The 24,984-nt window shown below is 74.7% G+C and carries 26 protein-coding genes; 14 read left to right on the forward strand and 12 right to left on the reverse strand.

Translation table 11 applies throughout. The features are described 5' to 3' along the window. Nucleotides 1–47: 47 nt before the first annotated feature. Nucleotides 48–806 carry a TetR/AcrR family transcriptional regulator gene (locus ACTMS0_RS16325; RefSeq protein WP_441156039.1) on the forward strand — a complete coding sequence of 253 codons (759 nt, stop codon included), beginning with the start codon at nucleotides 48–50 and terminating at the stop codon, nucleotides 804–806. 60 nt (nucleotides 807–866) lie between these two features. After that, nucleotides 867–1,880, forward strand: coding sequence for a helix-turn-helix domain-containing protein (locus tag ACTMS0_RS16330; RefSeq protein ID WP_441156040.1), 1,014 nt, complete (start codon nucleotides 867–869; stop codon nucleotides 1,878–1,880). 232 nt (nucleotides 1,881–2,112) lie between these two features. On the opposite strand, the gene ACTMS0_RS16335 is transcribed toward ACTMS0_RS16330, so the two are convergent. From ACTMS0_RS16335 to ACTMS0_RS16370, 8 genes are read right to left on the reverse strand one after another with little or no spacing between them, the layout of a single operon-like run. Further along, nucleotides 2,113–3,096, reverse strand: coding sequence for a DNA topoisomerase IB (locus tag ACTMS0_RS16335; protein ID WP_441156041.1), 984 nt, complete (start codon nucleotides 3,094–3,096; stop codon nucleotides 2,113–2,115). Then, on the reverse strand, nucleotides 3,080–4,033 hold the full coding sequence (locus ACTMS0_RS16340) for a glycosyltransferase family 9 protein (RefSeq protein WP_441156042.1): 954 nt from the start codon (nucleotides 4,031–4,033) through the stop codon (nucleotides 3,080–3,082). Before ACTMS0_RS16340 ends, ACTMS0_RS16335 begins: the two co-directional genes overlap by 17 nt. Continuing rightward, a complete protein-coding gene (locus ACTMS0_RS16345) occupies nucleotides 4,030–4,716 on the reverse strand; it encodes an SDR family oxidoreductase (protein WP_441156043.1) in 687 nt (228 codons plus the stop codon). Before ACTMS0_RS16345 ends, ACTMS0_RS16340 begins: the two co-directional genes overlap by 4 nt. Then, nucleotides 4,713–6,230: a PfkB family carbohydrate kinase gene (locus ACTMS0_RS16350; RefSeq protein ID WP_441156044.1), complete on the reverse strand. Its 1,518-nt coding sequence runs from the start codon at nucleotides 6,228–6,230 to the stop codon at nucleotides 4,713–4,715. Before ACTMS0_RS16350 ends, ACTMS0_RS16345 begins: the two co-directional genes overlap by 4 nt. Nucleotides 6,231–6,240: 10 nt before the next feature. Beyond that, complete coding sequence (locus ACTMS0_RS16355) at nucleotides 6,241–6,945, reverse strand: D-sedoheptulose-7-phosphate isomerase (RefSeq protein ID WP_441156045.1); 705 nt, start codon at nucleotides 6,943–6,945, stop codon at nucleotides 6,241–6,243. Next, nucleotides 6,942–8,162, reverse strand: coding sequence for a glycosyltransferase (locus ACTMS0_RS16360; protein ID WP_441156046.1), 1,221 nt, complete (start codon nucleotides 8,160–8,162; stop codon nucleotides 6,942–6,944). Before ACTMS0_RS16360 ends, ACTMS0_RS16355 begins: the two co-directional genes overlap by 4 nt. Continuing rightward, nucleotides 8,147–9,124 carry a glycosyltransferase gene (locus ACTMS0_RS16365; RefSeq protein ID WP_441156047.1) on the reverse strand — a complete coding sequence of 326 codons (978 nt, stop codon included), beginning with the start codon at nucleotides 9,122–9,124 and terminating at the stop codon, nucleotides 8,147–8,149. The genes ACTMS0_RS16360 and ACTMS0_RS16365 overlap by 16 nt, the downstream gene beginning before the upstream one ends. Next, nucleotides 9,121–10,806, reverse strand: a complete 1,686-nt coding sequence (locus ACTMS0_RS16370) for an HAD-IIIA family hydrolase (protein ID WP_441156214.1) — start codon at nucleotides 10,804–10,806, stop codon at nucleotides 9,121–9,123. Before ACTMS0_RS16370 ends, ACTMS0_RS16365 begins: the two co-directional genes overlap by 4 nt. 269 nt (nucleotides 10,807–11,075) lie before the next feature. Between ACTMS0_RS16370 and ACTMS0_RS16375 the strand changes: the two genes are divergently transcribed. The 3 genes from ACTMS0_RS16375 (at nucleotide 11,076) to ACTMS0_RS16385 (ending at nucleotide 13,419) form a co-directional block, all read left to right on the forward strand. Beyond that, complete coding sequence (locus ACTMS0_RS16375; protein ID WP_441156048.1) at nucleotides 11,076–11,513, forward strand: SRPBCC family protein; 438 nt, start codon at nucleotides 11,076–11,078, stop codon at nucleotides 11,511–11,513. Beyond that, entirely contained in the window at nucleotides 11,510–12,511 is a 1,002-nt protein-coding gene (locus tag ACTMS0_RS16380; protein WP_441156049.1) for an SDR family oxidoreductase, read from the forward strand. Before ACTMS0_RS16375 ends, ACTMS0_RS16380 begins: the two co-directional genes overlap by 4 nt. A gap of 128 nt (nucleotides 12,512–12,639) precedes the next feature. After that, nucleotides 12,640–13,419: a polyprenol monophosphomannose synthase gene (locus ACTMS0_RS16385; RefSeq protein ID WP_441156050.1), complete on the forward strand. Its 780-nt coding sequence runs from the start codon at nucleotides 12,640–12,642 to the stop codon at nucleotides 13,417–13,419. Between the two features lie 54 nt (nucleotides 13,420–13,473). Here the strand turns inward: ACTMS0_RS16385 and ACTMS0_RS16390 are convergent, their stop codons facing one another. Beyond that, a complete protein-coding gene (locus ACTMS0_RS16390) occupies nucleotides 13,474–15,078 on the reverse strand; it encodes a phytoene desaturase family protein (RefSeq protein WP_441156051.1) in 1,605 nt (534 codons plus the stop codon). 72 nt (nucleotides 15,079–15,150) lie between these two features. On the opposite strand from ACTMS0_RS16390, the gene ACTMS0_RS16395 reads away from it, so the two are divergent. Continuing rightward, complete coding sequence (locus ACTMS0_RS16395) at nucleotides 15,151–16,584, forward strand: aldehyde dehydrogenase family protein (protein ID WP_441156052.1); 1,434 nt, start codon at nucleotides 15,151–15,153, stop codon at nucleotides 16,582–16,584. A 51-nt stretch (nucleotides 16,585–16,635) separates the two neighbouring features. Here ACTMS0_RS16395 and ACTMS0_RS16400 read toward each other — a convergent pair whose 3' ends face one another. Next, nucleotides 16,636–17,055, reverse strand: coding sequence for a ChaB family protein (locus ACTMS0_RS16400; protein ID WP_441156053.1), 420 nt, complete (start codon nucleotides 17,053–17,055; stop codon nucleotides 16,636–16,638). Nucleotides 17,056–17,216: 161 nt separating this feature from the next. Between ACTMS0_RS16400 and ACTMS0_RS16405 the strand changes: the two genes are divergently transcribed. From ACTMS0_RS16405 to ACTMS0_RS16425, 5 genes are all read left to right on the forward strand, one after another. Further along, the gene (locus ACTMS0_RS16405) at nucleotides 17,217–18,197 is read left to right on the forward strand and encodes a YihY/virulence factor BrkB family protein (RefSeq protein WP_441156054.1); all 981 of its coding nucleotides are present in this window, start codon (nucleotides 17,217–17,219) and stop codon (nucleotides 18,195–18,197) included. Nucleotides 18,198–18,243: 46 nt separating this feature from the next. Next, nucleotides 18,244–18,660 (forward strand): DUF2795 domain-containing protein, encoded by a 417-nt coding sequence (locus tag ACTMS0_RS16410; RefSeq protein WP_441156055.1) that lies wholly within the window; start codon nucleotides 18,244–18,246, stop codon nucleotides 18,658–18,660. Between the two features lie 46 nt (nucleotides 18,661–18,706). Next, nucleotides 18,707–19,168, forward strand: coding sequence for an SRPBCC family protein (locus ACTMS0_RS16415; RefSeq protein WP_441156056.1), 462 nt, complete (start codon nucleotides 18,707–18,709; stop codon nucleotides 19,166–19,168). A gap of 134 nt (nucleotides 19,169–19,302) precedes the next feature. Beyond that, nucleotides 19,303–19,563, forward strand: a complete 261-nt coding sequence (locus tag ACTMS0_RS16420; protein WP_441156057.1) for a hypothetical protein — start codon at nucleotides 19,303–19,305, stop codon at nucleotides 19,561–19,563. 197 nt (nucleotides 19,564–19,760) lie between these two features. Further along, complete coding sequence (locus tag ACTMS0_RS16425) at nucleotides 19,761–19,973, forward strand: hypothetical protein (protein ID WP_441156058.1); 213 nt, start codon at nucleotides 19,761–19,763, stop codon at nucleotides 19,971–19,973. Between the two features lie 12 nt (nucleotides 19,974–19,985). Here ACTMS0_RS16425 and ACTMS0_RS16430 read toward each other — a convergent pair whose 3' ends face one another. Then, entirely contained in the window at nucleotides 19,986–20,435 is a 450-nt protein-coding gene (locus tag ACTMS0_RS16430; RefSeq protein WP_441156059.1) for a hypothetical protein, read from the reverse strand. Nucleotides 20,436–20,594: 159 nt separating this feature from the next. Here ACTMS0_RS16430 and ACTMS0_RS16435 point away from each other — a divergent pair, with 159 nt between their 5' ends. Continuing rightward, nucleotides 20,595–20,972, forward strand: a complete 378-nt coding sequence (locus ACTMS0_RS16435; RefSeq protein WP_441156060.1) for a DUF6401 family natural product biosynthesis protein — start codon at nucleotides 20,595–20,597, stop codon at nucleotides 20,970–20,972. Between the two features lie 63 nt (nucleotides 20,973–21,035). Here the strand turns inward: ACTMS0_RS16435 and ACTMS0_RS16440 are convergent, their stop codons facing one another. Next, on the reverse strand, nucleotides 21,036–21,902 hold the full coding sequence (locus ACTMS0_RS16440) for a mechanosensitive ion channel family protein (protein ID WP_441156061.1): 867 nt from the start codon (nucleotides 21,900–21,902) through the stop codon (nucleotides 21,036–21,038). 187 nt (nucleotides 21,903–22,089) lie between these two features. Between ACTMS0_RS16440 and ACTMS0_RS16445 the strand changes: the two genes are divergently transcribed. Together ACTMS0_RS16445 and ACTMS0_RS16450 are read left to right on the forward strand one after the other, a co-directional pair. Further along, the gene (locus ACTMS0_RS16445) at nucleotides 22,090–24,216 is read left to right on the forward strand and encodes an ATP-binding SpoIIE family protein phosphatase (RefSeq protein WP_441156062.1); all 2,127 of its coding nucleotides are present in this window, start codon (nucleotides 22,090–22,092) and stop codon (nucleotides 24,214–24,216) included. 69 nt (nucleotides 24,217–24,285) lie between these two features. Further along, the gene (locus ACTMS0_RS16450; protein WP_441156063.1) at nucleotides 24,286–24,963 is read left to right on the forward strand and encodes an HAD family hydrolase; all 678 of its coding nucleotides are present in this window, start codon (nucleotides 24,286–24,288) and stop codon (nucleotides 24,961–24,963) included. Nucleotides 24,964–24,984: the final 21 nt, after the last annotated feature.

Consider the following 24,984-nt stretch of genomic DNA (forward strand, 5'->3'; position numbering starts at 1 on the left):
GATACGCAGTAGCTAGGATGGCGGTCAACAGCGAACGTGAGGTGAGGATGAGCGAGCCGGACGTCGACCTGCCCGAGAGTGTGGCGACCGCCTGGGGGCTCCGGGAGCGTCCCGGCAAGGGCCCCAAGCGCAGCCTGACCCTGGAGCAGGTGGTGGCCGCCGCCGTCAAGGTCGCCGAGACCGACGGCCTGGCCGCCGTCTCGATGAGCCGGGTCGCCGGCGAGCTGGGCGTCGCCACCATGTCGCTGTACCGGTACGTGTCGACCAAGACCGACCTGCTGGACCTGATGGTCGACGTCGCCTACGGAGATCCCCCGCCGCCACGTGGCACTGACGAGGGCTGGCGACCCGCGCTCGCCCGGTGGGCCGAGGCCAACGTCGCGGCCATCCAGCGGCACCCGTGGCTGCGGCACGTGCCGATCAGCGGCCCGCCGATCCGCCCCAACCAGGTGCGCTGGATGGAGCACGGGCTGGGCACGCTGCGCGGCACCGGCCTGCGTCCCAGCGAGCGCCTGTCGACGGTCCTGCTGGTCAGCGGGTACGCGCGCAACTGGGCCACGCTCACCGCTGACATCACCGAGGCGGCCGCCCGGTCCGGCCTCAGTCCCGAGGAGGCCGGCATCCGCTACTGGCAGCACCTCGACCAGCTGACCCGCGGCACCGCCTTTCCGGCCATCCGGGAACTGCTCACCGACTGGGCGGAGAACGAGGAGGAGGAGGAGTTCGACGCCGAATGGCGGTTCGGCCTGGACCGGATCCTCGACGGTGTGGAGGTCCTGATCCGCAGCCGATCAGGCACAACCTGAGGTGTGCGGACCGACCGCGCTCAGGGAGCACGGCCCACGGCGGCAGGGAAGGATGGCAGCATGACGGCACTACCGGTCGAGACCATGGACACCACGCTGGTGCCGCCGGCGGACCGCTTCCCGCTGTGGCTGGCGATGGCGGACGACGTCTCCGCTCCGATCAGTTTCACCAGTGATCACGCGCACGACTTCCACGGTCGCGCCCGGCTGCTCAACCTGGGCGACATCGCGGTCACCCGCTTCCGGTACCAGTCCCTCGTCGGGCGACGCACCCCCCGACTCATCCGGCAGGGCGACCCCGAGGTCTACCAGATCGCCCTCCCGTACGCCGGCACCTGCACAATCAGCGCCCGCCGGCGCGACTCGGCCATCCCCAACGGCGACTTCACCCTCATCGACTGGGGCCGTCCACACGACCTGTCCCACACGCTCGGGCCGGACGGGCAGGAGACGGCGGCCTGCGTGACGGCCGTCGTCCCCCGCGCCCGGCTCCCGCTCGACCCGGACCGGGTGGACCGCCTCACCGCCGCCCGATTCGCCGGCACGACCGGCCCCGGTGCTCTGCTGGCCCAGCACCTGCACCACGTCACCCGGCATCCCGAGCAGTTCACGGCCGCCGACGCGCCGCAGCTCGCCGAGATCACGCTCAGCCTGGTGTCGATGCTGCTCGCGCGGCACCTCGACGCCGAGGACGCCCTCCCGGCCGACGTCCGGCAGCAGGCCCTGCTCGCGCGGGTCCGGGCCTTCCTCGACCGCCACCTGCCCGACCCCGCCCTGGATCCGCAGGTGGTCGCCGACGCGCACCACATCTCCCTGCGTACCCTGCACCGGCTCTTCGAAGGCGAGGAGGAGACCGTGGCGCAGTCGATCCGCCGGCGTCGGCTCGAACGCTGCCGGCAGGACCTGCTCGCGCCCCTGCTCCGACACCTGCCGGTGCAACAGATCGCCCGCCGCTGGGGGTTCACCGACCCGGCTCACTTCAGCCGCGCCTTCCGCACCGCGTACGGGATGAGCCCAGGGGCGTACCGGGAACAGCACGCCGGGTCCGCGACGGGACACCCCGCCAGCGGGTAGGCGCGGGCAGTCAACCGCGCGGCGCTCGTGGTCAACCCGCCGGTGGGAGACTCGGAGCCGAAGCGGCCGACCCCTCCGGACGCCATGCCGGCGCGGGCGGCCCGCCGAACGGGGGCCGTGGCGGTGCGCCCGCCGCCCGCAAGGGCGACGGGCGGGTCGCCCGGTGGCATCCCTGCCGATCTCCTGGATTCCGGCTCCGCCGCTGCTCCCCCAGGGCCGCCGGCGGAGCCGGTCAGGCCTCCTTGAGGAGTTCCAGCACCGCCCGCTCGGCGGCCTCCCGGGGCGTCCGCGGGTCGACCGGCGCGACCACACCGTCGTGGTAGAGGTCGACGACACGCGGGTCCACGTAGGACGTCCGCGCCACCGTCGGCGTGTTGCCGAGCAGGTCCGCCACCTCCCGCATGACGGCGGCGACCGCCCGCCGGCGCGCGGTGGCCGACCGCTGCCGGCCCGCGGTGGCCAGCTCGGTGGCCGCCAGCACGGTGGCGTGCCAGGTACGGAAGTCCTTCGCGGTCATCTCGCCGCCGCTGGCGTCGCGCAGGTACTCGTTGACCTCGTCGCTGCGCACGTCCCGCCAGTCCCGGCCGTCCCAGTACCCGAAGAGCCGGTCGGCGGCGCGCCGGCGGCGGCGCAGGTTGGTCAGCACCCGGCACAGCTCCGGATCCTCGATCCGACGGACCTGCTCGATGCCGCCCTTGGCGGGGAACTCGAAGACCACGCAGCCACGGCGGGAGCGGGCGTGCTCCGGGCGCAGGGTCGACACGCCGAAGGTGGGGTCGTCGCCGGAGGCGTACTGGTCGCTGCCGACCCGGAACATGCCCATGTCGAGCAGCCGGGCCACGGTGGCGAGGACCCGGTACCGGTTCAGTCCCCGACCGTCGAGGTCGTGCGCTATGCGCTCGCGCAGCTTCGGCAGCCGGTGGGCGACCTCCAGGACGTGGTCGAACTTCGCCTCGTCGCGCTTGCGCCGCCATTCGGGGTGGTACAGGTACTGCTTGCGGCCGGCGGCGTCGATGCCGGTGGCCTGGATGTGCCCGTTCGGGTACGGCGAGATCCACACGTCCTGCCAGGCCGGCGGGATCACCAGGTCCCGCAGTCGCGCCAGCTGCTCCGGGTCGCGGACCGGCTCGCCCGCCGGGTCGAGGAACACCCAGCCCTCGCCGCGCCGGCGGCGTCCGTACCCCGGCCTGCCCGGATCGCTACGCCGCAACCGCACCGGTCGTCCGCACCGCCTGTTCCACCTCGTCCACGGCGGCCAGCACCTCGTCCACGCCGACGGCCGCCAACGTCGGGTGGGTACCTACCCCGTCCCACCTCGGCCAATCGTGTCCGCCGGCCCACAGCACCCGGTGGTACGGCCGGTCGGGTGGTGGTCCCCACTGCGCGGGGGAGACGGGGCCGAAGAGGAGGACCGAGGGGGTGCGGTAGGCGGTGGCGAGGTGGGCGATGCCGGTGTCGCCGCTGACGAGGAGTCGGGCGTGGGCGACGAGGGTGGCGAGGTCGTGCAGGTCGGTGCGACCCGCGAGGACCACGTGATCGGGGAGCCCGGCGAGGCGGGCGACGCGCCGGGCGAGGGGCGCCTCGGCGGTGTTGCCGGTGACGACGACGCGGTGGCCGGTGCTGGTGAGGTGCCGGGCCACGGCGGCGAACCGCTCCGGCGGCCAGCGCTTCGCGGGGATCTTCGAACCGGGGTGCACCACGCTCACCCGGGCGGGCAGCGCACCGGTCGGCGGTCGGCGCAGGGCCAGGTCGGTGCGGTCGGCCGGGATGCCGTACCAGGCCAGCAGCCGGCACCAGCGGTCGACCTCGTGCTCGTCGGGTCGCCATGGCGGGCCGTCGTGGTGGGCGGCGTCGGTGTTGGCGAAGGCGAGCAGCCGGCCGGGCCGGGTGGCGGTGAGCATGCGGTGCGACTGGGGGCCGCGCCCGTGCAGGTTCACCGCGACCCGCGGCCGCCCGACCGACGGATCGAGGTGCCCGAGCCCGTCGGCGGGCACCAGCCGGTCGACCCCACCCACCAGGTCGACCAGGGGCGCGAGCCAGACGGGGGCGGCCAGGGTGAGTTCCTGGTCGGGGTGGGTGGTGCGCAGGGCGCGAAGCGCCGGGACGGCGGTGGCGAGGTCGCCGACGCCGAGGGCCCGCAGGACGAGGATCACGGGTAGGAGGTTTCCTGTTCGGCGCAGACCACGAGTTCGCGGACGGCGCAGCCGGCGGGTTGGGACAGGGCGAACAGGACGGCGGCGGCGGTGTCGGCGGGGTCGTTGAGGATGGCGTCGGGGCCGGGCTTGTAGCGGTCGTCGCGGTCGTCGAAGAACGCGGTGCGCATGCCGCCGGGGATGAGCAGGGTGACCCCGACCGTGCCGGCGAGTTCGGCGGCGAGGGCGCGGGTGAACCCGACCACCCCGAACTTCGCCGCGCAGTACGCAGTCGCGTCACCGACCGCCTTCACCCCGAGCGTCGACGCGACCGTGACGACCCGTCCCCGGGACGCCTCGAGGAAGGGCAGCGCCGCCCGGATGACGGCGGCGGTGGCGAGCAGGTCCACCGCCACGATCCGGTCCCAGGTCTCCCCCGGCACGTCCGCCAGGCGCCCGGGCACGTCCATCCCGGCGGCCGTCACCACGGCGTCCAGCCCACCGGAGCGCTCGGCGAGCTGCCGCGTCGCCGCCTCGGCGGCGCGGGTGTCGGCCAGGTCGCACTCCACCCACGGCACCCCGTCCGCCGGGGCCCGCCGGTCGAGCACCAGCGGCCGCCCGCCGGCCCGGGCGACCGCCTCGACGACGGCCGCGCCGAGGCCGCTCGACCCGCCGGTGACCAGGACGGTGGTCCCGGTGTTCATCGGGTCCCCTCGGCCGGGCGGGACAGGGCCGTCGCGCCCGACGAGGGGCAGCCGAGGCGGTCGGCGGCCGGCACCGTGTCGCCGAGCCGCGAGGTACCGCCACCCCGCTCCCGCGCGGCGGCGATCATCTCGGTGGTCGAGCGCCCGTCCAGGTACGGCACCACTACGGTGTGGCCGCCCCAGCGGCGCAGGAGCTCCGCCTCCGGCAGCGCCGGCTCGCCGCCCCCGGTGGTGTAGTCACCGCCCTTGACCCAGATGTCCGGACGCAGCCAGGTCAGCGCCGCGTCCGGCGTCGGCTCGTCGAAGATCATGACCGCGTCGACGCAGCTCAGCGCCGCGAGCAGGCGGCTGCGGTCGCCCTGGGACATCACCGGCCGCTCGGGTCCCTTGAGCGCGGCCACGCTCGCGTCGGAGTTCAGGCAGACCACCAGGCAGTCACCGAGTTCCCGGGCGGCCTGCAACGTCGCCACGTGACCCGCGTGCAGAAGGTCGAAGCAGCCGCCGGTGGCGACGACCGTGCCGCCGGCCGCGCGTACCTCGGACACCACCGCGGAGGCCGCCGCCAGGCCGACGCGATCGCCCGCGACGCCGGACACGGCGGGCGGCAGGAGTCGGGCCGGCGGGGGCAGCACCGACGCCACTCCCCCGTCCGCCACGTACGCGGAGGCCTCGGCCACCGCCTCCTGCACCGCCTCGGACACCAGCGCGCCCCGGGCCAGGGCGAGGGTGGCCGTGGCCGCGAACCGGTCCCCGGCCCCGCAGGTGTCCCCGTCGGCCGTCGTCGGCGCCGGCACCACCAGCGGGGTCGACCCGGCGTGGCAGAGCAGTGCGCCGTCCCCGCCCAGCGTCACCGCCACGGCACCCGCCCGCCAGCGGCGCCGCAGGCCCTGCGCTCCCCGCGAGGCGGTGACCAGGCGCGTCGCGCCGGGTCGTACCTTGGCCAACTCGCGGACCTCGGACTCGTTCGGCGTGACCAGGTGGACTCCGGGCACCGCCGCCGGTCCCCGGGGATGGGGGTCCCACACCACGGGTGCCCGCGTCGCGGCCAGCGCCGCCCGCAGCGCGGGCTGCCGGGCCACACCCCGGCCGTAGTCGCTGACCAGCACCGCCGAGGCGTTGGCGATGACCCGCAGCACCGCGTCGGACGGCGCACCCGGCTCCCCTGGGGCGCCGCCCCGGTCGTGGCGCAGCAGGACCCGGCCCCGGGCCCGCAGTCGCACCTTCTCCGGCGTGCCGCCGGCCAGCCCGAGCGCGTACACCTGGACACCGGCCGCGGTGAGCAGCGAGCTGAGCCGGGCGCCGCCGGCGTCGTCGGCGAGGGCGGTCACCAGGACCACCTCGGTGTCCGGCGCCGCCGCCGCGAGCGTCGCGGCCAGGCCGGCGCCACCCGGCCGGTCGGCGTACGTGGTCTCGTCCAGCACGGGCACCGGCGAGTCCGGGCAGAGGCGGTTCACCACCCCTTCCACGTCCCGGTCGAGCAGGGTGTCACCGACCACCACCACGGGTCCCCTCACGCTTCCCCCCTCATCGCGCCTCGACCTGCGGCCCGCCGTCCAACACCACCTCGACCCCGGCCCGCACCGGCCCGGCCGCCGGCGCGGCCGATGTCTCCGCGGTGACCGGCGCCCCGACCGGCGCCCCGGCCGCCGTGGCGAGGGCCGCCGGCAGCGCCCGCTCGACGTACTCGCAGAGCACGTGGCTGGAGACCAGGTGCAGCTCCTGCACCACCTGGTTGTCCGGGGAGTCGACGGCGAGCGTCTCGTCGCAGAGGTCGGCGAGGGGGTTGGGGGCGGGTCCGGTGAAGGCCCAGCAGCGCAGGCCGGTGTCGCGGCCGGCGTGGGCGGCGTGCAGGAGGTTGGGGCTGGCGCCGCTGGTGGACAGCAGCAGGAGGATGTCGCCGTCGCGGCCGTGGGCGCGGACCTGGCGGGCGAAGACCTCGTCGTAGCCGTAGTCGTTGCCGATGGCGGTCATGGCGGAGGTTTCGGCGTGCAGGGCGATGGCGGACAGGGGTTGGCGGTCGTCGCGGAGTTTCCCGACGAGTTCGGCGGTGAGGTGCTGGGCCTCGGCCGCGCTGCCACCGTTGCCCGCCACCAGCAGCCGCCCGCCGTCCACGAGCCGGCGGGCGAGCGTCTCCCCCCACCGGGCCAGCAGTTCCTCGCACCGCCGGTACGGCAGCAGGGCCGCGGCCAGGTTCGCCAGGTGGACGTCGAGCGGCGAGCGCCCCGTCATCCGGCCACCACCCGGCTGACCCGACCGACGGCGGCCACCTCGCCGTAGACCTCGGCCAGCCGCTCCGCCGTGGCTGCCCACGCGTACCGTTCCCGGGCCCGTTCCCGGGCCGCGGCCGCGTACGCGAACCGCCGGATCCGGTCGTCCAGCAACCGCTGGATCGCGGTACCGAGAGCGCGCGGGTCGCGCGCCGGCACCAGGTCGCCGGTGACCCCGTCGACCACCGTGTCCTTGATCCCGCCCACCGCCGTCCCGATCACCGGTACGCCGCAGGCCATCGCCTCCAGCGGGGTCAGCCCGAACGGCTCGTACCAGGGTGCGGCCACCAGGAGGTCGGCGGACCGGTACCAGCGGCCCATCTCCTCCCGGGGCACCGCGCCGACCAGCTTCACGCGGTCGGCCACACCGCAGGTGTGTGCCAGGGCGCGCAGCCGGCGGGCGTAAGGGTCGCTCTCCAGCAGGCCGGCCGGAGGCCCGCCGACCACAACGCACTCGGCGGCCGGCACGTGTGCCATCGCCCGGACGACGGTCTGGAAGCCCTTCCGCTCGACCAGCCGGCCGACGGTGAGGATCCGTGGGCGGTCGTCCTCCCGCTCGGCGGCCGGACCGAGCGGGGCGAAGGTGCCGAGGTTGACCCCGGACGGGACGACCGTCATCCGAGACCGGGGCACCCCCATCCGGACCAGTTCCCCCACCTCGTCCTGGCACTGGGCGATGACCCGGTCCACCGAGCGGCCCAGCTCCCGCTCGTAGCCGATCCGGCGGGCCGGGCTGGTGTCCTGCACGCCCTGGTGCCGCCGCTTCACCACCCCGAGGGCGTGGTACGTCTGCACCACCGGCACCCCGATCTCCCGGCCGGCGGCGAGCGCGGCGAGGCCGCTCATCCAGAAGTGCGCGTGGATCACCTCCGGCGCCCAGTCACCGCCGCGCCAGCGGTCGACCAGCCACCGGCTGAACTCCCTCATGTGTGGCAGCAGCGCGTCCTTGGCGACCGGCTCGGCCGGGCCGGCGGGGACGTGCACCACCTCGTACCCGTCCGGGCCGCGGACGGTGACCGGGAGGTCGACGGCGTCCCGGCGGGTGTAGACCCGCACCTCGTGCCCGGCGGCCGCGAGGGCGGCGGAGAGCTCGGCGACATGCGTGTTCTGGCCGCCGGCGTCCTCGCCGCCGAGGACGGCGAGCGGGCTGGCGTGCTCCGAGATCATCGCGATGCGCATACTTCCTCCTCCAGCAGCCGGTCCCAGTCGGCGAGGAAACGGTCGAGCCCGTACCGGTCCCGCGCGGCCGCGCGGCCCAGGGCACCCGCCCGGCGCGCCTGCGCCGGGTCCGCCATGAGCCGTCGGGCGGCGTCGAGCAGGTCGTCGACCCGGGTGGAGAGGGCTCCGGCTTCGGGTGGCACCGCCATCACCGACTCCGTGGTGGCCAGCGCGACGACCGGCATGCCCATCGTCATCGCCTCGATCAGGCTCAGCCCGAGGGAGGTCCACCGGCACAGGTGCAGGTACGCCCGCCGCCGCCCCAACTCGGCGTGCATCCGGGCCTGGGGCAGGTCGTCGTGGCTGGTCAGCCGATCAGCCGGCAGTCCCAGGTGGTCGGCGAGGCCGGCCACCTTCATGCCGAAGACGTCCAGCGGGGCGATCTCGGCGAACCGTGGCAGCAGGTCGGTGCCGGTGACGCGCCAGCGGCGTACCGGCTCGTTGATGACCACGGCGAGCCGCTCCAGCTCGCCGGTGTACTCGACCGCCGGCTGCACGACGCCGTGGTCGACCACCGTCGTCCGGGTGCTCCCGGTGTCCCAGAAGAGCTGGTTGAACGCGGTGACGTGGGCGATCAGCAGGTCGTCGCGGTCGGCCATCGGGTGCCGGCTGTTGGGGACGTCGCCGTCCTTCGGGGTGTTGTGCTCGACGAAGATCGCGGGCACGTCGCGGCCCGGCCGGCGGCCCAGCCAGTCGGCGGCCAGGTCGTACTCCTCGGGCCGTTGCAGGATCACGAGGTCGACCTCGGCGGTGCGCAGTTCGTCGGGGGCCACCTCGACGGCGCTGTCCGGCCAGGGGTAGGTGCGGGCCCGGCCGAGACCGTAGGGGCCGCGGTCGGGCGTGGCCGGCACCAGGTACCGGTGCTTGCCGTGTACGAACGACGTGGTCCACGAGCCGTGGACGTGCCAGAGGAGGACGTTCATCGGCCGCTCCGGCCGGCCGCCGCCACCGCCCGCGCGGGCTCCGCCGCCACCGCCCACGCCGGCTCCGCCGTCGCCGGCCGCGCCGGAGGTACGCCCAGCAGCGCCAACGCGTCCAGCACCTGGCCGGGTGTGATCCGGCTGAGACACGGGTGCCCCGGGACGGGGCAGCGGGCGGCACGGGTGTCCCGGCAGGGGGCGCCGGCGTCGCCGAGCCGGACGGTCGGCACCCGCCAGGGGCCCCACTGTCCGAACGGGACGGTGGGTGCGAAGAGGCTCACCACCGGGACGCCGTACGCGGCGGCGAGGTGGGCGGGACCGGTGTTGCCGACGACCACGGCGGCGGCCCCGGCCACGGTCGCGGCCAGCTCGGCGAGCCCCGTCCCGCCCCCGAGGTCCACGGCGTCGTCCCCGGCGACCCACGCGGTCAGCTCCGCCTCGTCGGCGCCCCCGGTCACCACCACCCGGTGACCCGCGGCGGTCAGGGCCCGGGCGATCCCCGCCGCCAGCTCGGGCGGCACCCCCCGGGACTGGGCCGCCGAACCGGGATGCAGGACCACGTAGCCCGGCGGGCCGACCTGCGGCGCCGGCACCGGACGCAGGCGGAGCGCGGGCTCGTCGTAGTCGGGCAGGGCGTAGCCGGCGGCGGCGGCGAGGGACAGGGCGCGTTCGGGTTCGGGTACACCGACCGGGACGCGGTGGCGTACGTCGAGGAGGCTGCCGGGGTAGTCGTCGCTGATGGCGGCGATGCGCCGGACGCCCACGGTGCGCAGCAGCAGCGCCAGCGGCAGCGGCGACTGGTGGTAGCTGGTGAAGATGACGGCCTCGTCGGCGGCGACGGCGGCGAGCTTCGCGGTGAGGGCGGTGATGTCGGCCGGTTCGACGGGGCCGGGGGCGGGGTCGATCCACGGCAGGCGGTGCTCGACGACGGCGTCGATGCCGGGCAGCAGGTCGGCGGCGGCGCGGCCGCGCGGCCCGCACAGCAGCACCACCCGTTCGGCGTGCGCGGCGACCGCGCGGATGCCGGGGCCGGTGACCAGCACGTCACCGGCGGAGTCGGACCGTACGAGCAGGACGGTGCCGGCCCGCCGCCGGCCCGTCGCGGCCGCACCGGCGGCCGCCGTGGTGGTGCGCGCGGACGTGCCGCCGGGCGCGCTCTGGTAGGTGGCGGGGTGGATGGCGGCCTGTCGGCGCAGGATCTCCGCCACCGCGGCCGGGAGATCCGGCGCGACCCAGGGCGCGGCGTCGACCTCCTCCGGCCGGGTCACCGGCGTCGGCACCAGCACCGCCTGCGCCCCCGCGGCCAGGGCTGCGGTGACGTCCCGGCCGATGTCACCGACCAGCACGCACCGGCCCGGCACCGTCCCCAGTTCCCGCGCCGCCGCGTGTACCAGGCCCGGGGCCGGTTTGCGACAGCCGCACCCGTCGGCATCGTCGTGCGGGCACACCAGCCAGGCGTCGAACGGCCCCAGCAACTCCTCGATCCGGGCGTGCACGGCCCGCATCTGCGCCTCGGTGAAGAGCCCCTTCGCCAGGCCGGACTGGTTCGTCACCACCGCCAGCCGCAGACCCGCCGCCCGCACCGCGTCGAGCGCCGCCCGCGCGCCCGGCACCGGCCGTACCTTCTCCGGATCCCCGTTGTACGGCACGTCCTCGACCAACGTCCCGTCCCGGTCCACCAGCACCGCGTCGAACAGGGCCGGGTCGGGGCGACTCCGGCCAGCGCCGGCACCGACCCGGGCTGACCTGCGCTGATCCGGCTCCACCTGTCGCACAGCCGGCGGGTTCCCGGGGCCCCGAGGAGTAAACATCATCTTCGCGGCGGTAGCCGTGCCGCACTGCCGGCGGTGTCGGCACGCCGGCCCGGGGTGGCGTTACCCGCCGCCCCCGAGAAGCTAACCCGGCCGTCCGTTAGTGGCGGCCACGGCGGGGGTATGAGGGCACAGTGGCGATAGTGGAGAAAGTGATCGATGCTCAACCCGAGCAGGTGTGGGCGGTGCTGGCGGACGGCTGGACGTACAGCGACTGGGTCGTCGGCACGGTGCATGTGCGCGACGTGGACGACAGCTGGCCGGCCGTGGGAAGCGAACTGCACCATCGGGCCGGCCCCTGGCCGTTCTCGCTCGAGGACTCCTCGACGGTGCTCGGCTGCGAGCCGCCACACAAGCTGATCGTCCGGGCCGGGCTCTGGCCGGCCGGAGAGGCGGTCGTGGTCTTCACCCTGGAGCCGGTGGGCAGCAACGCCACCCGCGTACGTCTCGGCGAGGACTTCGCCGCCGGCCCGCTGCGCTGGGTTCGCAACAAGCTCAACGACCTGGTGCTGCACCAGCGCAACAAGGAGACCCTGAGCCGGCTGTCGGACATCGCCACGCGCCAGAAGGCGCACCCGTGACGCAGACCGTCGTGGTGACCGGGGCGAGCGCCGGGGTCGGCCGCGCCGTCGCCCACGCGTACGCCGAGCGGGGCGCGCGCCTCGCGCTGCTCGCCCGCGGCGAGGCGGGCCTGGCCGCGGCGGAGCGGGACTGCCGGGAACGGGGCGCCGCCGACGCGCGCACCTACCGCGTGGACGTCGCCGACGCGGACGCGGTCCAGCAGGCGGCGGACGACGTCGCGCACCGCTTCGGCCGGCTCGACGTGTGGATCAACAACGCGATGGTGTCGGTCTTCGCGCCGACCTGGGAGATTCCCGCCCCGGAGTTCCTGCGCGTCACCGAGGTCAACTACCTCGGCACGGTGCACGGGACGCTCGCCGCGCTGCGCCACATGCGGTCGCACGGGCGCGGCACGATCGTCCAGGTCGGGTCCGCCCTGGCGTACCGGGGTATTCCGCTCCAGTCCGCGTACTGCGCGACCAAGCACGCCATCCAGGGCTTCAACGACTCCCTGCGGGCCGAGTTGCTGCACGACTGCCCGGGCGTCCGGCTGTCGATGGTGCAACTGCCGGCGATCAACACCCCGCAGTTCTCCTGGGTGCGTACGCGGCTGCCCCGCCATCCGCAGCCGGTGCCGCCGATCTTCGCCCCCGAGGTGGCCGCACGGGCCATCCTCTGGGCCGCCGACCACGGGGCGCGGGAGTTGAACGTCGGTGGTCCGACCTGGCGGGCCCGCCTCGGCAACGTCCTGTTCCCCGGCCTGCTGGACCGGAAGCTGGCCCGGGAGGGGTACGACAGCCAGCAGACCGAGACGCCGATCGACCCGGCGACCTGGCGCGACAACCTGGACCGCCCCGGCGACCAGGAGCGCGACCACGGCGCGGCGGGGGTGTTCGCCGACCGCGCCCGAGGGCACTCGGCGGCGCTCTGGGTCAGTACCCACAAGCCGGCCGTGTCCGGTCTCGCCGCAGCGGGTCTGTCCCTCGCGCTCGGCGCGTTCGTCCGCCGCCGGCGGTGACCGTCCGGCCCGTCCGGCGGGGCTTCCGCCGTCCCGCGTGACGGCCGGGACAGGGGAGCAATGACAACACGCACGGGGAACTGGCTACCCTCTCAGGGAACCAAGTCCGCGAAACGAGGATGTCCGACATGACTGAACCCGTGCAGCTGCCGTCGCCGTGGCGGGACGTACGCCTGACGGTGGTGGTGCCCACCTACAACGAGGCGGGCAACCTCCCGATCCTGGTGGAGCGGCTCCTCGCGCTGCCGCTGCCGGGGCTCAGGATCCTCGTGGCGGACGACAACTCGCCGGACGGCACCGGCGATGTCGCGGACAAGCTGGCCATCGAGCACCCGGACCGGATCGAGGTCGTGCACCGGGCCGGCAAGGAGGGGCTGGGCCGCGCGTACGTCGACGGCATGAGCCGCGCCCTCGACGGCGGCGCCGAGTACGTCGCGCAGATGGACGCCGACCTGTCGCACCCGCCGGAGGCGCTGCCGGGCATGCTCGGCGCGCTGCTCTCCACGCAGGCGGGCGTGGTGATCGGTTCGCGGTACGTGCCCGGCGGCGAGCTGGACGAGAACTGGCCGCTGTACCGGCGGGTCCTGAGCGGCTGGGCCAACCTCTACGTCCACACCCTGCTGCGGGTACGGATCCGGGACCTCACCGCCGGCTTCAAGATCTGGCGGGCGGACGCGCTGCGGGACATCGGCCTGGAGCGGGTGCAGTCCAACGGCTACAGCTTCCAGGTGGAGATGCACTATCTGGCCACCAAGCTGGGCCACACGATCCTCGAGGTGCCGATCCGGTTCGAGGAGCGGCGGGACGGCACGTCGAAGATGACCACCGCGACCAAGATCGAGAGCGCGCTGATGCCGTTCCGGCTGCGCAGCAAGCACCGCAACATCAACCCCAACATCAACCGCTGACGGCAGGCGCGGCGGACCGCGCCGCACCGGGCACGCCGTCGCCCGCGCGGGCGGTCAACGGTAGATCGTCCGCTGGGCCGCGCCGATCGCGGCGGCGTAGGCCGCGCCGGTCAGTGCGCGGTCGCGGGCCAGGGCGGCCCGTGCGGCGTTCGCGCCGGGGGCGCCGTGCACGCCGCCGCCGGGGTGCGCCGACGCGCTGGCCAGGAAGAGCCGGTCCACCGGCGTGTCGGCGCGGCCGAGGCCGGGGATCGGGCGGAGGAACAACTGCTGGTACGCGGCGGCCGTCCCGCCGCCGAGCGCCCCGCCGACGAGGCTCGGGTCGCCCGCCTCCAGGTCGGCCGGGCCGGCGACGTGCCGGCCCACGACGAGGCTCCGGAAGCCCGGGGCGGCCTCCTCCAGCACGTCCTCCATCCGCTCCACGTGCGCGGCGGTCTCCTCGGCCCGCCAGTGCCGGCGGAACGGCAGATGCGTGTACGACCACAGCGACTCGGTGCCGGGCGGCGAGTGGCTCGGATCGGCGAGGGTCATCTGGCCGACCAACAGGAACGGGTCCCGGGGGACCTCGCCGCGGGCCAGCGCGGCGGCGTAGGTCGTGAGCCCGTCGAGGTCCGCGCCCAGGTGGACGGTGCCGGCGGTGGCCACCGCCCGGTTGGTCCAGGGCACCGGCGCGGAGAGCGCCCAGTCGACCTTGAGGGTCGAGCCGTCCCACTTGAAGTACGCGAGGTCCTCCACCAGCCGGGGCGGGAGTGCCGCCGCCCCGACCAGGTCCAGGTAGAGCGCCGGCGCCGGCACGTCGGCGAGCACCGCGCGACGGGCCCGCCACAGCGTGCCACCCACGGTGCGGACACCCATCGCCCGCCCCCGCGCGGTCAGCACCCGGTCCACCCGGGCCCCGTACAGGATCCGGCCGCCCCGGTCGGCCAGCCGGGCCACCAGCGCGTCGGTGATCTTCTGGGCACCGCCGTCCGGCACCGGCCAACCGACCTGCTGGCCGAGCATCGCCAGCAGCCACCCGTACACCCCCGAGCCGGCGTCCTCCGGGGATAGGTCCGTGTGCAGGGCGCACCCGGCGAGCAGGGCCGGCCCGCCGGAACCGTCGAAGAGTTCGTCGCCGAGCTTGCGGACCGGCACCACGAGCCGCCGGGCCAGCCGCAGCGCCCCCGAGACCCGGAGCCGGCGCAGCAGCGTGAGCCCGCTGCGGACCGGCGGGAAGGGCGAGGTGATGGCGTCCAGCATCGGCTCCGCGACCTGACGCCAGTCGTCGTACGCGGTGAGCCACCGCTTGCCGTCACCGGCCGCGAACGCCTCCAGCGAGGCCGCCGTGGCCTCCGGGTCCCGGTTGAGCACCGCCGCCCGGCCGTCCGGCAGGAGGTGCGCCAGCACGTCCGGCGAGTGTCGCCAGCGCAGCCCGTACCGGTCCAGGCCCAGCCCACGCAGGACCGGCGACGCGTACCCGAGCGGGTAGAAGGAGCTGTAGAGGTCGCTGAGATAGCCGGGGGCGGTGACGTGGGCCGAGCGGACCGCCCCGCCGGGCACCTCGGTCGCCTCCAGCACCAGCACGTCCCAGCCCGCGTCGGCGAGCAGGTTGGCGGCGACCAGGCCGTTGTGGCCGGCGCCGACGACGAGGGCGTCCACGCTCTCCGCGCCGGTCGAACTCATCCGATCCGCCTACCCGGCGTCGAACCGGGCGAAACGCGTTTGCCTCGGGCGGGCCGGGGCATCCACTGCCGCATGTACACGGTTGCGCAGCTCATAGGTGGAGTGTGGGGCGCCGGCGGCGAGGGGGGCGAGCTGGTCGTCCACGACCCGGCGGACGGGTCCCCGGTCAGCTCGGTGCCGGTGGCGACGGCGGACGAGGTCGGCAAGGCGGTGGAGGCGGCACGTGGTGTCGCGGCCGAGTGGGCGGCCACCGCCCCGGCCGATCGGGCCGCCGCCCTGCACCGGGCGGCGGACGCGGTGGCGGCCGTGGCCGACGATCTGGCCCGGGCGACCACGGCCGAGATGGGAAAGCCGCTCGCCGACGCGCGCGGCGGCGTGGACGCGGGCATCGGCACGTTGCGACAGTACGCCGAACTCGCCCCGGTCCGCGGCGGCCGGACCTTGCACGGCGGTCACCACTCGATCGACTTCATGGTCCCCCAGCCTCGCGGCGTGGTGGCCGCGATCACCCCGTGGAACGATCCCGTGGCGGTCTCCTGCGGCCTGCTCGGCGCGGCCCTGGTCACCGGCAACGTGGTCCTCTACAAGCCCAGCGAACGCACCCCGGCCACCGGCTGGCTGCTGGCCAAGGCGCTCGACGAGGCGCTGCCGGCCGGGGTGCTGTCCCTGCTGACCGGCGGGCCCGAGGTGGGCGCGGCGCTGGCCGCCCAGCAGGTCGACATGGTCGCGCACGTCGGGTCCACGGCCACCGGCCGGGCCATCGCCGCGGCGGCGGCCCGCACCGGCGCGAAGGTACTGCTGGAGAACGGCGGCAGCGACCCCCTCGTCGTCGACGGCGACGTGGACCCGGTCTGGGCGGCCGGGCAGGCCGCGCTCGGCGCGTTCGCCAACGCCGGCCAGATCTGCGTGGCGGTGGAGCGCATCTACGTGCATCGGGACGTGGCCGAGGACTTCGTCGACGCCCTGGTCGAGCGGGCGCAGGCACTCCGGACGGGCCCCGGCACCGACCCGGCGACCGAGCTGGGCCCGCTGGTCGACCGGCGGCACCGCGACCACGTACACGGGCAGGTCACCGCGGCCGTGGCGGAGGGAGCCCGGCTCCGCACCGGCGGCACCCTGCCCGACGGTCCCGGCGCGTTCTACCCGGCGACCGTCGTCACCGAGTGCCGGCACGACATGACCCTCGTCCGCGAGGAGACCTTCGGGCCGGTCGCCCCGGTCGTGGTGGTCGACTCGTTCTCCGAGGCGCTGCGCTGCGCGGCCGACTCACCGTACGGGCTCGCCGCGACGGTGCTGACCGGCTCCATGAGCCACGCCCAGCGCGCCTGGCGCGAGCTGCCGGTCGGCACGGTCAAGGTCAACGCGGTCTTCGGCGGCGCGCCGGGCGGTGCCGCGCATCCGCGCCGCGGCAGCGGCCAGGGCTTCGGGTACGGCCCGGAGCTGCTCGACGAGTTCACCGCCACGAAGGCGGTGCACATCGAGGCCCCCGGCGGCGGCCACTGGTGAAAACATGACGGGGCCGCCCCGGTCGGGGCGGCCCCGCACTGTCGCGTACGCCTAGCGGGAGCGGGCCTTGGCCTTCTCCCGGGTCTCGGTGGTCTTGCGGGTGTTGGCCTTCTGGATGGCCTTGACCAGTTCGGGCTTGGTCATGCTGGACCGGCCGCGGACGTCGAGCTTGCGCGCGACCTCCATCAGGTGTTCCTTGGGGGCGTTGGCATCCACCCCGCCGGCCGTGGGCGTGCGGCGCTGCGGGCCGCCGCCGGCCGCCTGCCGGTCGCTCGGACCCTTCCGGCCCTTCGGCTCCCAGTGGTCGCCGACCTTCTCGAACTGGTGCTTGACGGCGGCGAACGCGGTCCGGTGCGACCGCTCCCCCTCGCCGTAGGTCTCCACGGCCGAGTCGTGCGTCTTCTCCCAGGTGCGCTGCGCCTTGTCCGGGGAGCGCCGCAGCGTGCTGGGCATGTCCTCGCGCCCGGGCATCTCGTCCTCCTCCGCGTCGATGGTCTTCCCTTGACCGTTCCCCGGGGGCCGAGCGGCAAACCGGGTGCCGGGTTTGTCGATTTCCGGCCTTGGGTACCGGCGGAGCCAGGCGACACCGGCGCACCCCGGCGTCCGGTGTCCAGGGGCACAGGGAGCGGGCAATGACGACGACAGAGCCCGGCGCGGCACTCGACGAGGCACCCCGCCTGCGGCTGCCCGGGCGGGTACGGCAGCTGAGCTGGCGTACGTGGCGGGGCGTGCTGGTCCGCAGCGCGCGCAACTTCGTCCGCGACAACTGTGCCGACTGGGCGGCCGCGCTGACCTACTACGGGGTGCTCGCGCTCTTCCCCTCCACGATCGTGGTGGTCGCACTCGTCGGGCTGGTCTCCGAGGGTGAGCGGACCGTCGACACCGTCCTCGACCTGGCCCGGGACGTGGGCGCCGGGTCGGTGGTCGCCAACGAGGGCTTCGTGAGCGTCGTCCGCGGCGTGGTGGAGGAGCAGAGCGGCGCGAGCGTGCTGCTGAGCTTCGGTCTGCTCGGCGCGCTCTGGTCGGCCTCGGGCTTCATCGGCGCCTTCACCCGGGCCTCCAACGCCGTCTACGGGGTCGAGGAGGGGCGGCCGATCTGGAAGCTGCGGCCAATGCAGATCGGGCTCGCCGCCGTGTCGCTGGTGCTCCTGGCCGTGGTCGCGGTCGGGCTGATCGTCAGCGGCCCGGTGACCGACGCCGTCGGTGACCTGATCGGCGCGGGCGGCCTGGCCCGCGCGGTGTGGAGCGTCGTCAAGTGGCCCGTGCTTGCGCTGATCATGATGGTGCTGCTGAGCCTGCTGTTCTGGATCGCCCCGAACGTCCAGCAGCCACGCTTCCGCTGGCTCACTCCGGGCGGCGCTGTGGCCCTGCTCTCCTGGGTCGTCGTGTCCGCCGGCTTCGGCCTGTACGTGGCCAACTTCGGCTCGTACGACGCCACGTACGGCAGCCTCGGGGCGGTCATCGCCTTCCTGGTGTGGCTCTACCTGTCCAACTCGGCGCTGATGCTCGGCGTGCAGATCAACGCCGAACTCCAGCGCGGCCGGGCCCTGCAGGCAGGTGCGTCCGACCCGGAGGAGCCGGTGCTGCCGCCCAAGGCGGAGGCCGGTACGTGACGCTCTGCCGGGTTTACCGGGCACCCCACCGGGTAGCGCAGAAGGCATGGAACGCGTCAACAGCAAGCACGGACCGAGGCTCGATGAGCAGATGAGCCAGGAGGTCGCTGGCCTCGTGCAGGGGCCGGGGACCGGGGGCTCGCGGGTCGACGAGCAACGAGTGCCGGAACCGGCGGGTGAGGACCAGCCGGAGACGACGACGGCACCGGCCGGGGAGCTGCGTAGCGGGGCGCCCAAGGGGATGAGTTCCCGGGACGTCGAGGATCGGAGCCGGCTGGGGCGCTTCATCACCATGTCGGCTCTCCCCGGTGACCGAGCAACGCTGATCGCCAACGCGCGGGACAACGACGCGCCGGCGGACATCATCACCGCCCTGGAGGGGCTGCCGGAGGGCATCCGCTACCAGACGGTCTCCGAGGTGTGGGCGGCGCTCGGCAACAAGAACGAGACGACCCGCTGGTGACCGGATCTCCCATGATCCGGACCACCGGCGGAGAGGAGGACACCTGATGAGCGGCGTGATGGAACACGTGGACGTGTCGGTCCCGGTGCGCACCGCGTACGACCAGTGGACCCAGTTCGAGGAGTTTCCGCAGTTCATGGAGGGCGTGGAGGAGGTCCGCCAGCTCTCCGACACGATGACCCACTGGACCGTCGAGATCGCCGGGGTGAAGCGCGAGTTCGACGCCGAGATCACCGAGCAGCTGCCCGACGAGCGGGTCGCCTGGCGTTCGACGGGCGGCACCAAGCACGCCGGCGTGGTCACCTTCCACCGGCTGGACGAGAGTTCCAGCCGCGTCACCCTCCAGCTCGAGTTCGAGCCGCACGGCGTGGTCGAGAAGGCCGGCGAGAAGCTCGGCGTCGTCGACCGGCGCGCCAAGGGCGACCTCGCGCGGTTCAAGCAGTTCATCGAGCGGCGCGGTCAGGAGACCGGCGCCTGGCGGGGCAAGGTCGACCGCCCACAGCCCTGACCCCCGACCCGGATCTTCGACGGCCGCCGGCACTGCCGGCGGGCGTCGCCTGGGTCCGTCCCGGGCGACGAGGATCCGGGAGACACGCCCTGGGTCGGCGTTTCGTGGGGGTGGGGTCGGGTACCGCACCAGGTATGACCGACGAGAACAAGGTGTGGCGCGACGAGGACCGGACTCCGCTCCAGGAGCTGGACCGGGCCGTCGCCCGATCGACGCTGGACGGCCAGACCGACGACGTGACCGGCAACGACGCTGGCGAGGAGGCCGCCTTCGGCCACGGGCCGGAGGCGGTCGACCGCGGCGGTCAGGCAGCCGGCGCGGGCCGCGAGCCGACCGACCCGGACCGCGCGTACCGGCCGTCGACCACCGGCCGGACCGGCCCTGACACCATGTGACCGGCCGGATCCGGTCCGGACGGATGTGACCGGCGTCGCCGGCCCGGGGGCACCGCCGCGGGGTCCCGGCTGCCGCGGCCCTGACCTCCCCCGACAGGACAAGTATTACGGTCCGTGCAGTTGCGAATACGGACAGCACAGGCAGAATCGGCCGTTCGGCTGACGGCAACCCCGGTGCCGCGCGCAAGACTTTCGGGATGCAACAGGGCAACGGCATCCTCTCGACCCGTCAGCGTCGCCTGGCCTGGCTCGGCTTCCTGCTCGCCGCGATCCAGGCTCCGGTCTCCGCCAAGCTGGTCTCCGACAGCTCCTGGCTGTTCAGCCTGTGCGTGGCGCTGATGGTGGCGACCGTGATCATCGCCGACGACGCGGCCCGCCGCCGCCCGGCCGAGGCCCGCTCCCGCGACTGAACCTCCCGACCGTCAGCCACCCGCTCCCGGGCGGGCCTCGTGCCCCGGTCGGCCCCGCGTCCGACGCCGCTCCTTCATCTCCGCCTCGTAGAGGTGCCGGCGTCCGCCGACCAGCTCCTCACGGGCCTGGCGGTCGACGTCCCGGAAGAGCGCGTAGTAGCCGTCGTCGAAGTCCTCGACGATCTGGAACGTCCACCGGCCGGCGATGACGTTGCGGCCCAGCAGCTCGGTGTCGATGCGGTCGGCGATGTCGTCGTGCCCGGCGGCGCGGAACATCTCCACCGCGTCGTCCAGCATCAGGTCGGCGTGCCCGACGAGCTGGTGCAGCGAGTACAGGTGTCCGCGTACCCGCTCGACGCACTCCAGCGCCTCGCTGAGCTTGCCGAGCGCCGCGACCGTCCCGTCGCTCACCCCGGCGGGTCGTCGATGCCGCTCGTCCGGTCCGTCCGTGCCTGATGCCATCCGTGCCTCCGTGTTCCCGGCGTGCCGCTCCGGGCGGTCCTCTCCCGCCCCGCCCGCGCCCGGTCAATCCGTCCGTCGGGGTCGGCCAACCGGTGGAGGAGCAGAAACCGCCGAGCGGACGAGGTCGACCACCGGTCCGGCCGGTTAGCCTCGTTCCCCATGCGCGTGCCGTTCAACCAGCTCACCCCCCGTACCGCCGTCGGCTCCGCCCGCTCGACGCTGGCCACCCTGTCCGCGACCGTGGGCGCCGCCGGGCTCGCCGCGGCCGCCGTACGGCCGGGCCTGCTCGCGCTGGTCGACCAGCACGCCGCGGCGATCCGGGAGAGCCTCGGCGGCGACCGCCGCCCGCTCACCGCCGCCGCCCTGGCCGGCTACGCCGAAGGGGTACGCGCCGCCGCGCAAGAGCACGACTGGCAGCCGCCGGCCGGTCCGGTCGACTGGTCGGAGCCCGACTGGCTGCTCACGCGCCTGCTCGCGGTCTCCGCGTTGGCCGGCGCCCTGGACGCCCCGAAGCCCGCGCCGCTCCCGCCGCTCTGACCGGGGCAGGGCGCGGAGGGCGCCCGCCGTCGCGGACACCCTCCGTTGCGCCGTTCCGGCCGCTCAGCGGCGGAACTGCTGGGTCTCGTCGCTCGCGCTGCCCGACTGGTACGTGCCGCGCCCGCCGGCCATGCTCTCCGACGACTCCCGCGACATCACCTGCGTCCGCTCGGCACCGGCCCGGTCGGCCATCTGCCGCTCGACGTCGCCGCGGCCTGCCCCCTGCGCCTGCCGGTGCTGCTGGATGGCGCGTGACTCCTCGGCCATCCGGTTCAGCCAGCCGTCCCAGCGGCTCTGCATCGGCTTCACCAGACCACCGCCGACGCCGACGATCAGGATGCCGGCCACCGTGGCGAGCACCGCGATCAGCACCGGCGTGGTGACCGTGGTGGCGATGCCGACCTGGTTCAGCGCCGCGATGACACCGAGCGCGATGATGAACACGGCCGCCAGGTCGGCCAGGACCCGGCCGTACGCTAGGCCGCCCAGCGCTCCGGTGACCAGGTCACGGACCGCGTTCGCGATGGCCGCGGCCACGACCACGATGACGATCGCCACGAACGCGCGCGGCAGCCAGGCGACCACACCGCTGATCAGGTCACTGATCGCGTTGGGTCCCCACACGCCGAACGCGAACTGAAGGGTGAACAGCAGCACCGCGTAGTACGCGAGCTTCGCGAGGATGTCGCTGGCGTCGTACTTCGTGCGTTCCAACGCCCGCTTGATACCACCGCGCTCCACCGCCCGGTCGAAGTTCACCCGTTCCAGCGCCTTGTCCACGATCTTCAGGACAGCTCGGGCGATGAGCCATCCGACCACGAGGATCGCGATGAACGCGATGGCCCTCGGTATGAACAACAGCACCGACCTCCACATGTCGGCCAGGGCGTCGCCGATGTCGACCCGTCTGACCGCGAGGGTTTCCGGCATGATGTCCCTCCTGTCGCATGGACTACGCCGCGCGCATACCCGGTCACTGCGGTGGCACGCCGCCCACGCCCCCCGCATTTTCCCGACATGCCGGGCAGAACGGTCCTGAGCTGGCCAAACGGCGTCCCCGGCGGCGCCGGCGGAACGATCGGAGCCAGCCGGTGAACGCTGCCGCTAGGCTTCGGGCATGCCAGGAACGGTCGGACGGGTGCCCACGCCACCAGCGCCGGTCCCCGGTGGATCCGTGGGCGCGACGGCCAGCGTGCTCGCCCACGACTGGGCCGGCACGCACCTCGGCCCCTGGCCCGGCTGGGACCCGGCGGTCCGCGCAACCGCCGACCTGGTGCTCTCCTCGCCCGTTCCGATGGCCCTCGCCCTGGGCGACGAGTTCCTGCTGTTCTACAACGACGGCTACGCCGAGCTGATCGGCGAGAAGCACCCGGAGGCGGTGGGTCGACCGGCCGCGGAGGTGTTCGCGGAGATCTGGGGGCTGCCCGGCGTCGGGGACGCCCTCGAGCGGACCTACCGCAGCGGCGAGCCGTTCCTGGAGAAGGACATCACGCTGCCGCTGCGGCGCCGCCGCTCGGGCGTGGTGGAGCACGGGGCCTTCACGCGGGGCTACTCGGCCGTCCGGGACAGTGTCGGCCGGGTCGTCGGCGTCCTCGTCGTGGCCGCCGAGACCACCCAGGCCACGCGGCAGTTGCAGAGTCTGAGCGACCTCGCGGCCGCGCTCGCCGGCACGCTCACCCTGGACGACGTGGCGCGGGTCACCCTGCGTCACGCGATCGCCTCCTTCGACGCCGACCGGGTGTCCTTCGCCGTCGACGAGGGCGGCGGCGGCTGGCGGCTGGTCCGCCGGCTGCGGGGTGAGCTGATCGACGAGGCCGACGAGCGGCTCCCGCCGCTGTGGCGGCGCATCCCCGCGGACTCGGCGGCGCCGGTGGTGGTGGTGGTGGCCCTCGGTGGGAGGTCCCGCTTCGTCGACGACGGCCAGCCGCTGCGGGAGGCCGGGGTGGACCGCCACGACCAGAAGATCCGGTCCCTGGCCGCCGTGCCGCTGCACGGCGCGGTCGTCCGTGGCGGCCTGACGGTGGGGTACCAGACCGCGCACGCCTGGTCGGCCGCGGAGCGGGCGCTGCTGCACGCCTCCGCCGAGTTGGTCGGGCAGGCGGCCGAGCGGGCCCGCCGGTTCGAGACCCAGCACGGCACCGCCCAGCTCCTGCAACGCAGCATGCTTCCGGCACACCTGCCGGACCTGCCCCGCCTGCGCATCGCCGCCCGCTACGACCCCGGCGTCGACGGGAACGCCGCCGGCGGAGACTTCTACGACGCCTTCCTGCTACCCACCGGCGAGCTGGCCATCGTCCTCGGCGACGTGGCGGGCCACGACGTGCAGGCGGCCGCCCGGATGGGGCAGGTCCGGGCGGCACTGCGTGCGCTGGCCCTGGCCGACCCCCGGCCGGATGCCGTGCTCGCCGGCCTCGACCGGCTGGTGAGCAGCCTGGGCGCCGAGGGCAGCAACCACGAACTGTTCGTCACCGTGGTGCTCGGGGTGATCGACGCCGACCGGCACCGGCTCACGCTCGCCAGCGCCGGTCACCCCGCGCCGCTGATCCGCCGGTGCACCGCCGGCGGCGAGCCGTACGCCGAGTACGCCGACGTGCCGACCGGCGCCCCGCTGGGCCTGGGCTGCCGACCCGCGACCACCACGGTCCGGTTCTCGCCCGGCGACACGCTCCTGCTGTTCAGCGACGGCGTGGTGGAGCGACGCCGGCAGGGGCTGGGCACCGGCCTGGACGCGCTGGCCACCGCCGTGGCCGGGGCCGGCAGCGGCGACCCGCGGGCGCTCTGCGCCGTGGCGACGGCCGCCGTGGCGGGCGCCACCGAGGACGACGTCGCCGTGCTGGCCGTGGAGCACGCCCTGCGGCCCAGCCGGTCGGCGAGCATGGAGGTGCCGGCCGAGCCGACCGCGCCCAGCCGCGTACGCCACTGGATGACCGCGCAGCTCACCGAGTGGCAGGTACCGGAGTCGGTCATCGGTGCGGCGGTGCTGTGCACCAGCGAACTGACCACCAACGCGCTGCTGCACGCCGGGACCGCCGCGCGGGTGGAGATCGACCTCAGCGCGGAGCGACTGCTCGTGTCCGTGGCCGACTCGGGCACCCGGGGCACCGTCACCCGGGCGCAGACCGACACGTTGAGCAGCCGGGGCCGGGGCCTCGGCCTGATCGAGGAGCTGAGCGACGCCTGGGGCACCGACCCGACCGTCCGGGGCTCGACGGTGTGGTTCGAGATCCTCATCCCGGGCCGGTGACCGGCGGGCCGCGCCCCGGCCGGTGACCGGCGGGCGTCGAACGGGCCCGCAGCGGGTAGGAGGACACCCATGCCGCACGACAACGCCTCGGGTGTCCTCTTCGATGTGGACGGCACCCTGGTCGACACGACGTACCTGCACACCGTGAGCTGGTGGGAGGCGCTGCGCCAGACCGACCAGGCGGTGCCGATGGCGACCATCCACCGCGCGATCGGCATGGGTTCGGACAAGCTCCTCGACCACCTGCTCGGGCCGGAGCGGGACCACGACGCCGACAGCCGGCTGCGGGACGCCCACGACACCCTGTACGGCGAGTACTGGGAGCGGCTCGAGCCGCTCCCCCGCGCCGCCGACCTGCTGCGGGCGTGCGCCGACCGGGGACTGCGGGTGGTGCTGGCGACCTCGGCCGCCGAGCACGAGGTGGGGGCGCTGCGCCGGGCCCTGGCCGCGGACGACGTCATCGGCACCGTCACCTCGTCGGCCGACGCGCAGGAGAGCAAGCCGGCCCCGGACATCCTGGTGGCCGCGCTGGACCAGGCCGGCCTCGACGCCGCCCGGACGGTGTTCGTCGGCGACTCGGTCTGGGACGTCGCCGCAGCCGGCAGGCTCGCCATCCCGTGCGTCGGCCTGACCTGCGGCGGCACCAGCCGGTGCGAGCTGGCCGGGGCGGGTGCGGTCGCCGTCTACGACGACCCGGCCGCGCTCCTCGACGGGCTCGCCGACTCGCCGCTCGCCGTGCCGCGCTGACCGCCACTGGCAAGACAGGAA

This window comes from Micromonospora sp. H33, from assembly GCF_052068455.1.
GTDB lineage: Bacteria > Actinomycetota > Actinomycetes > Mycobacteriales > Micromonosporaceae > Micromonospora.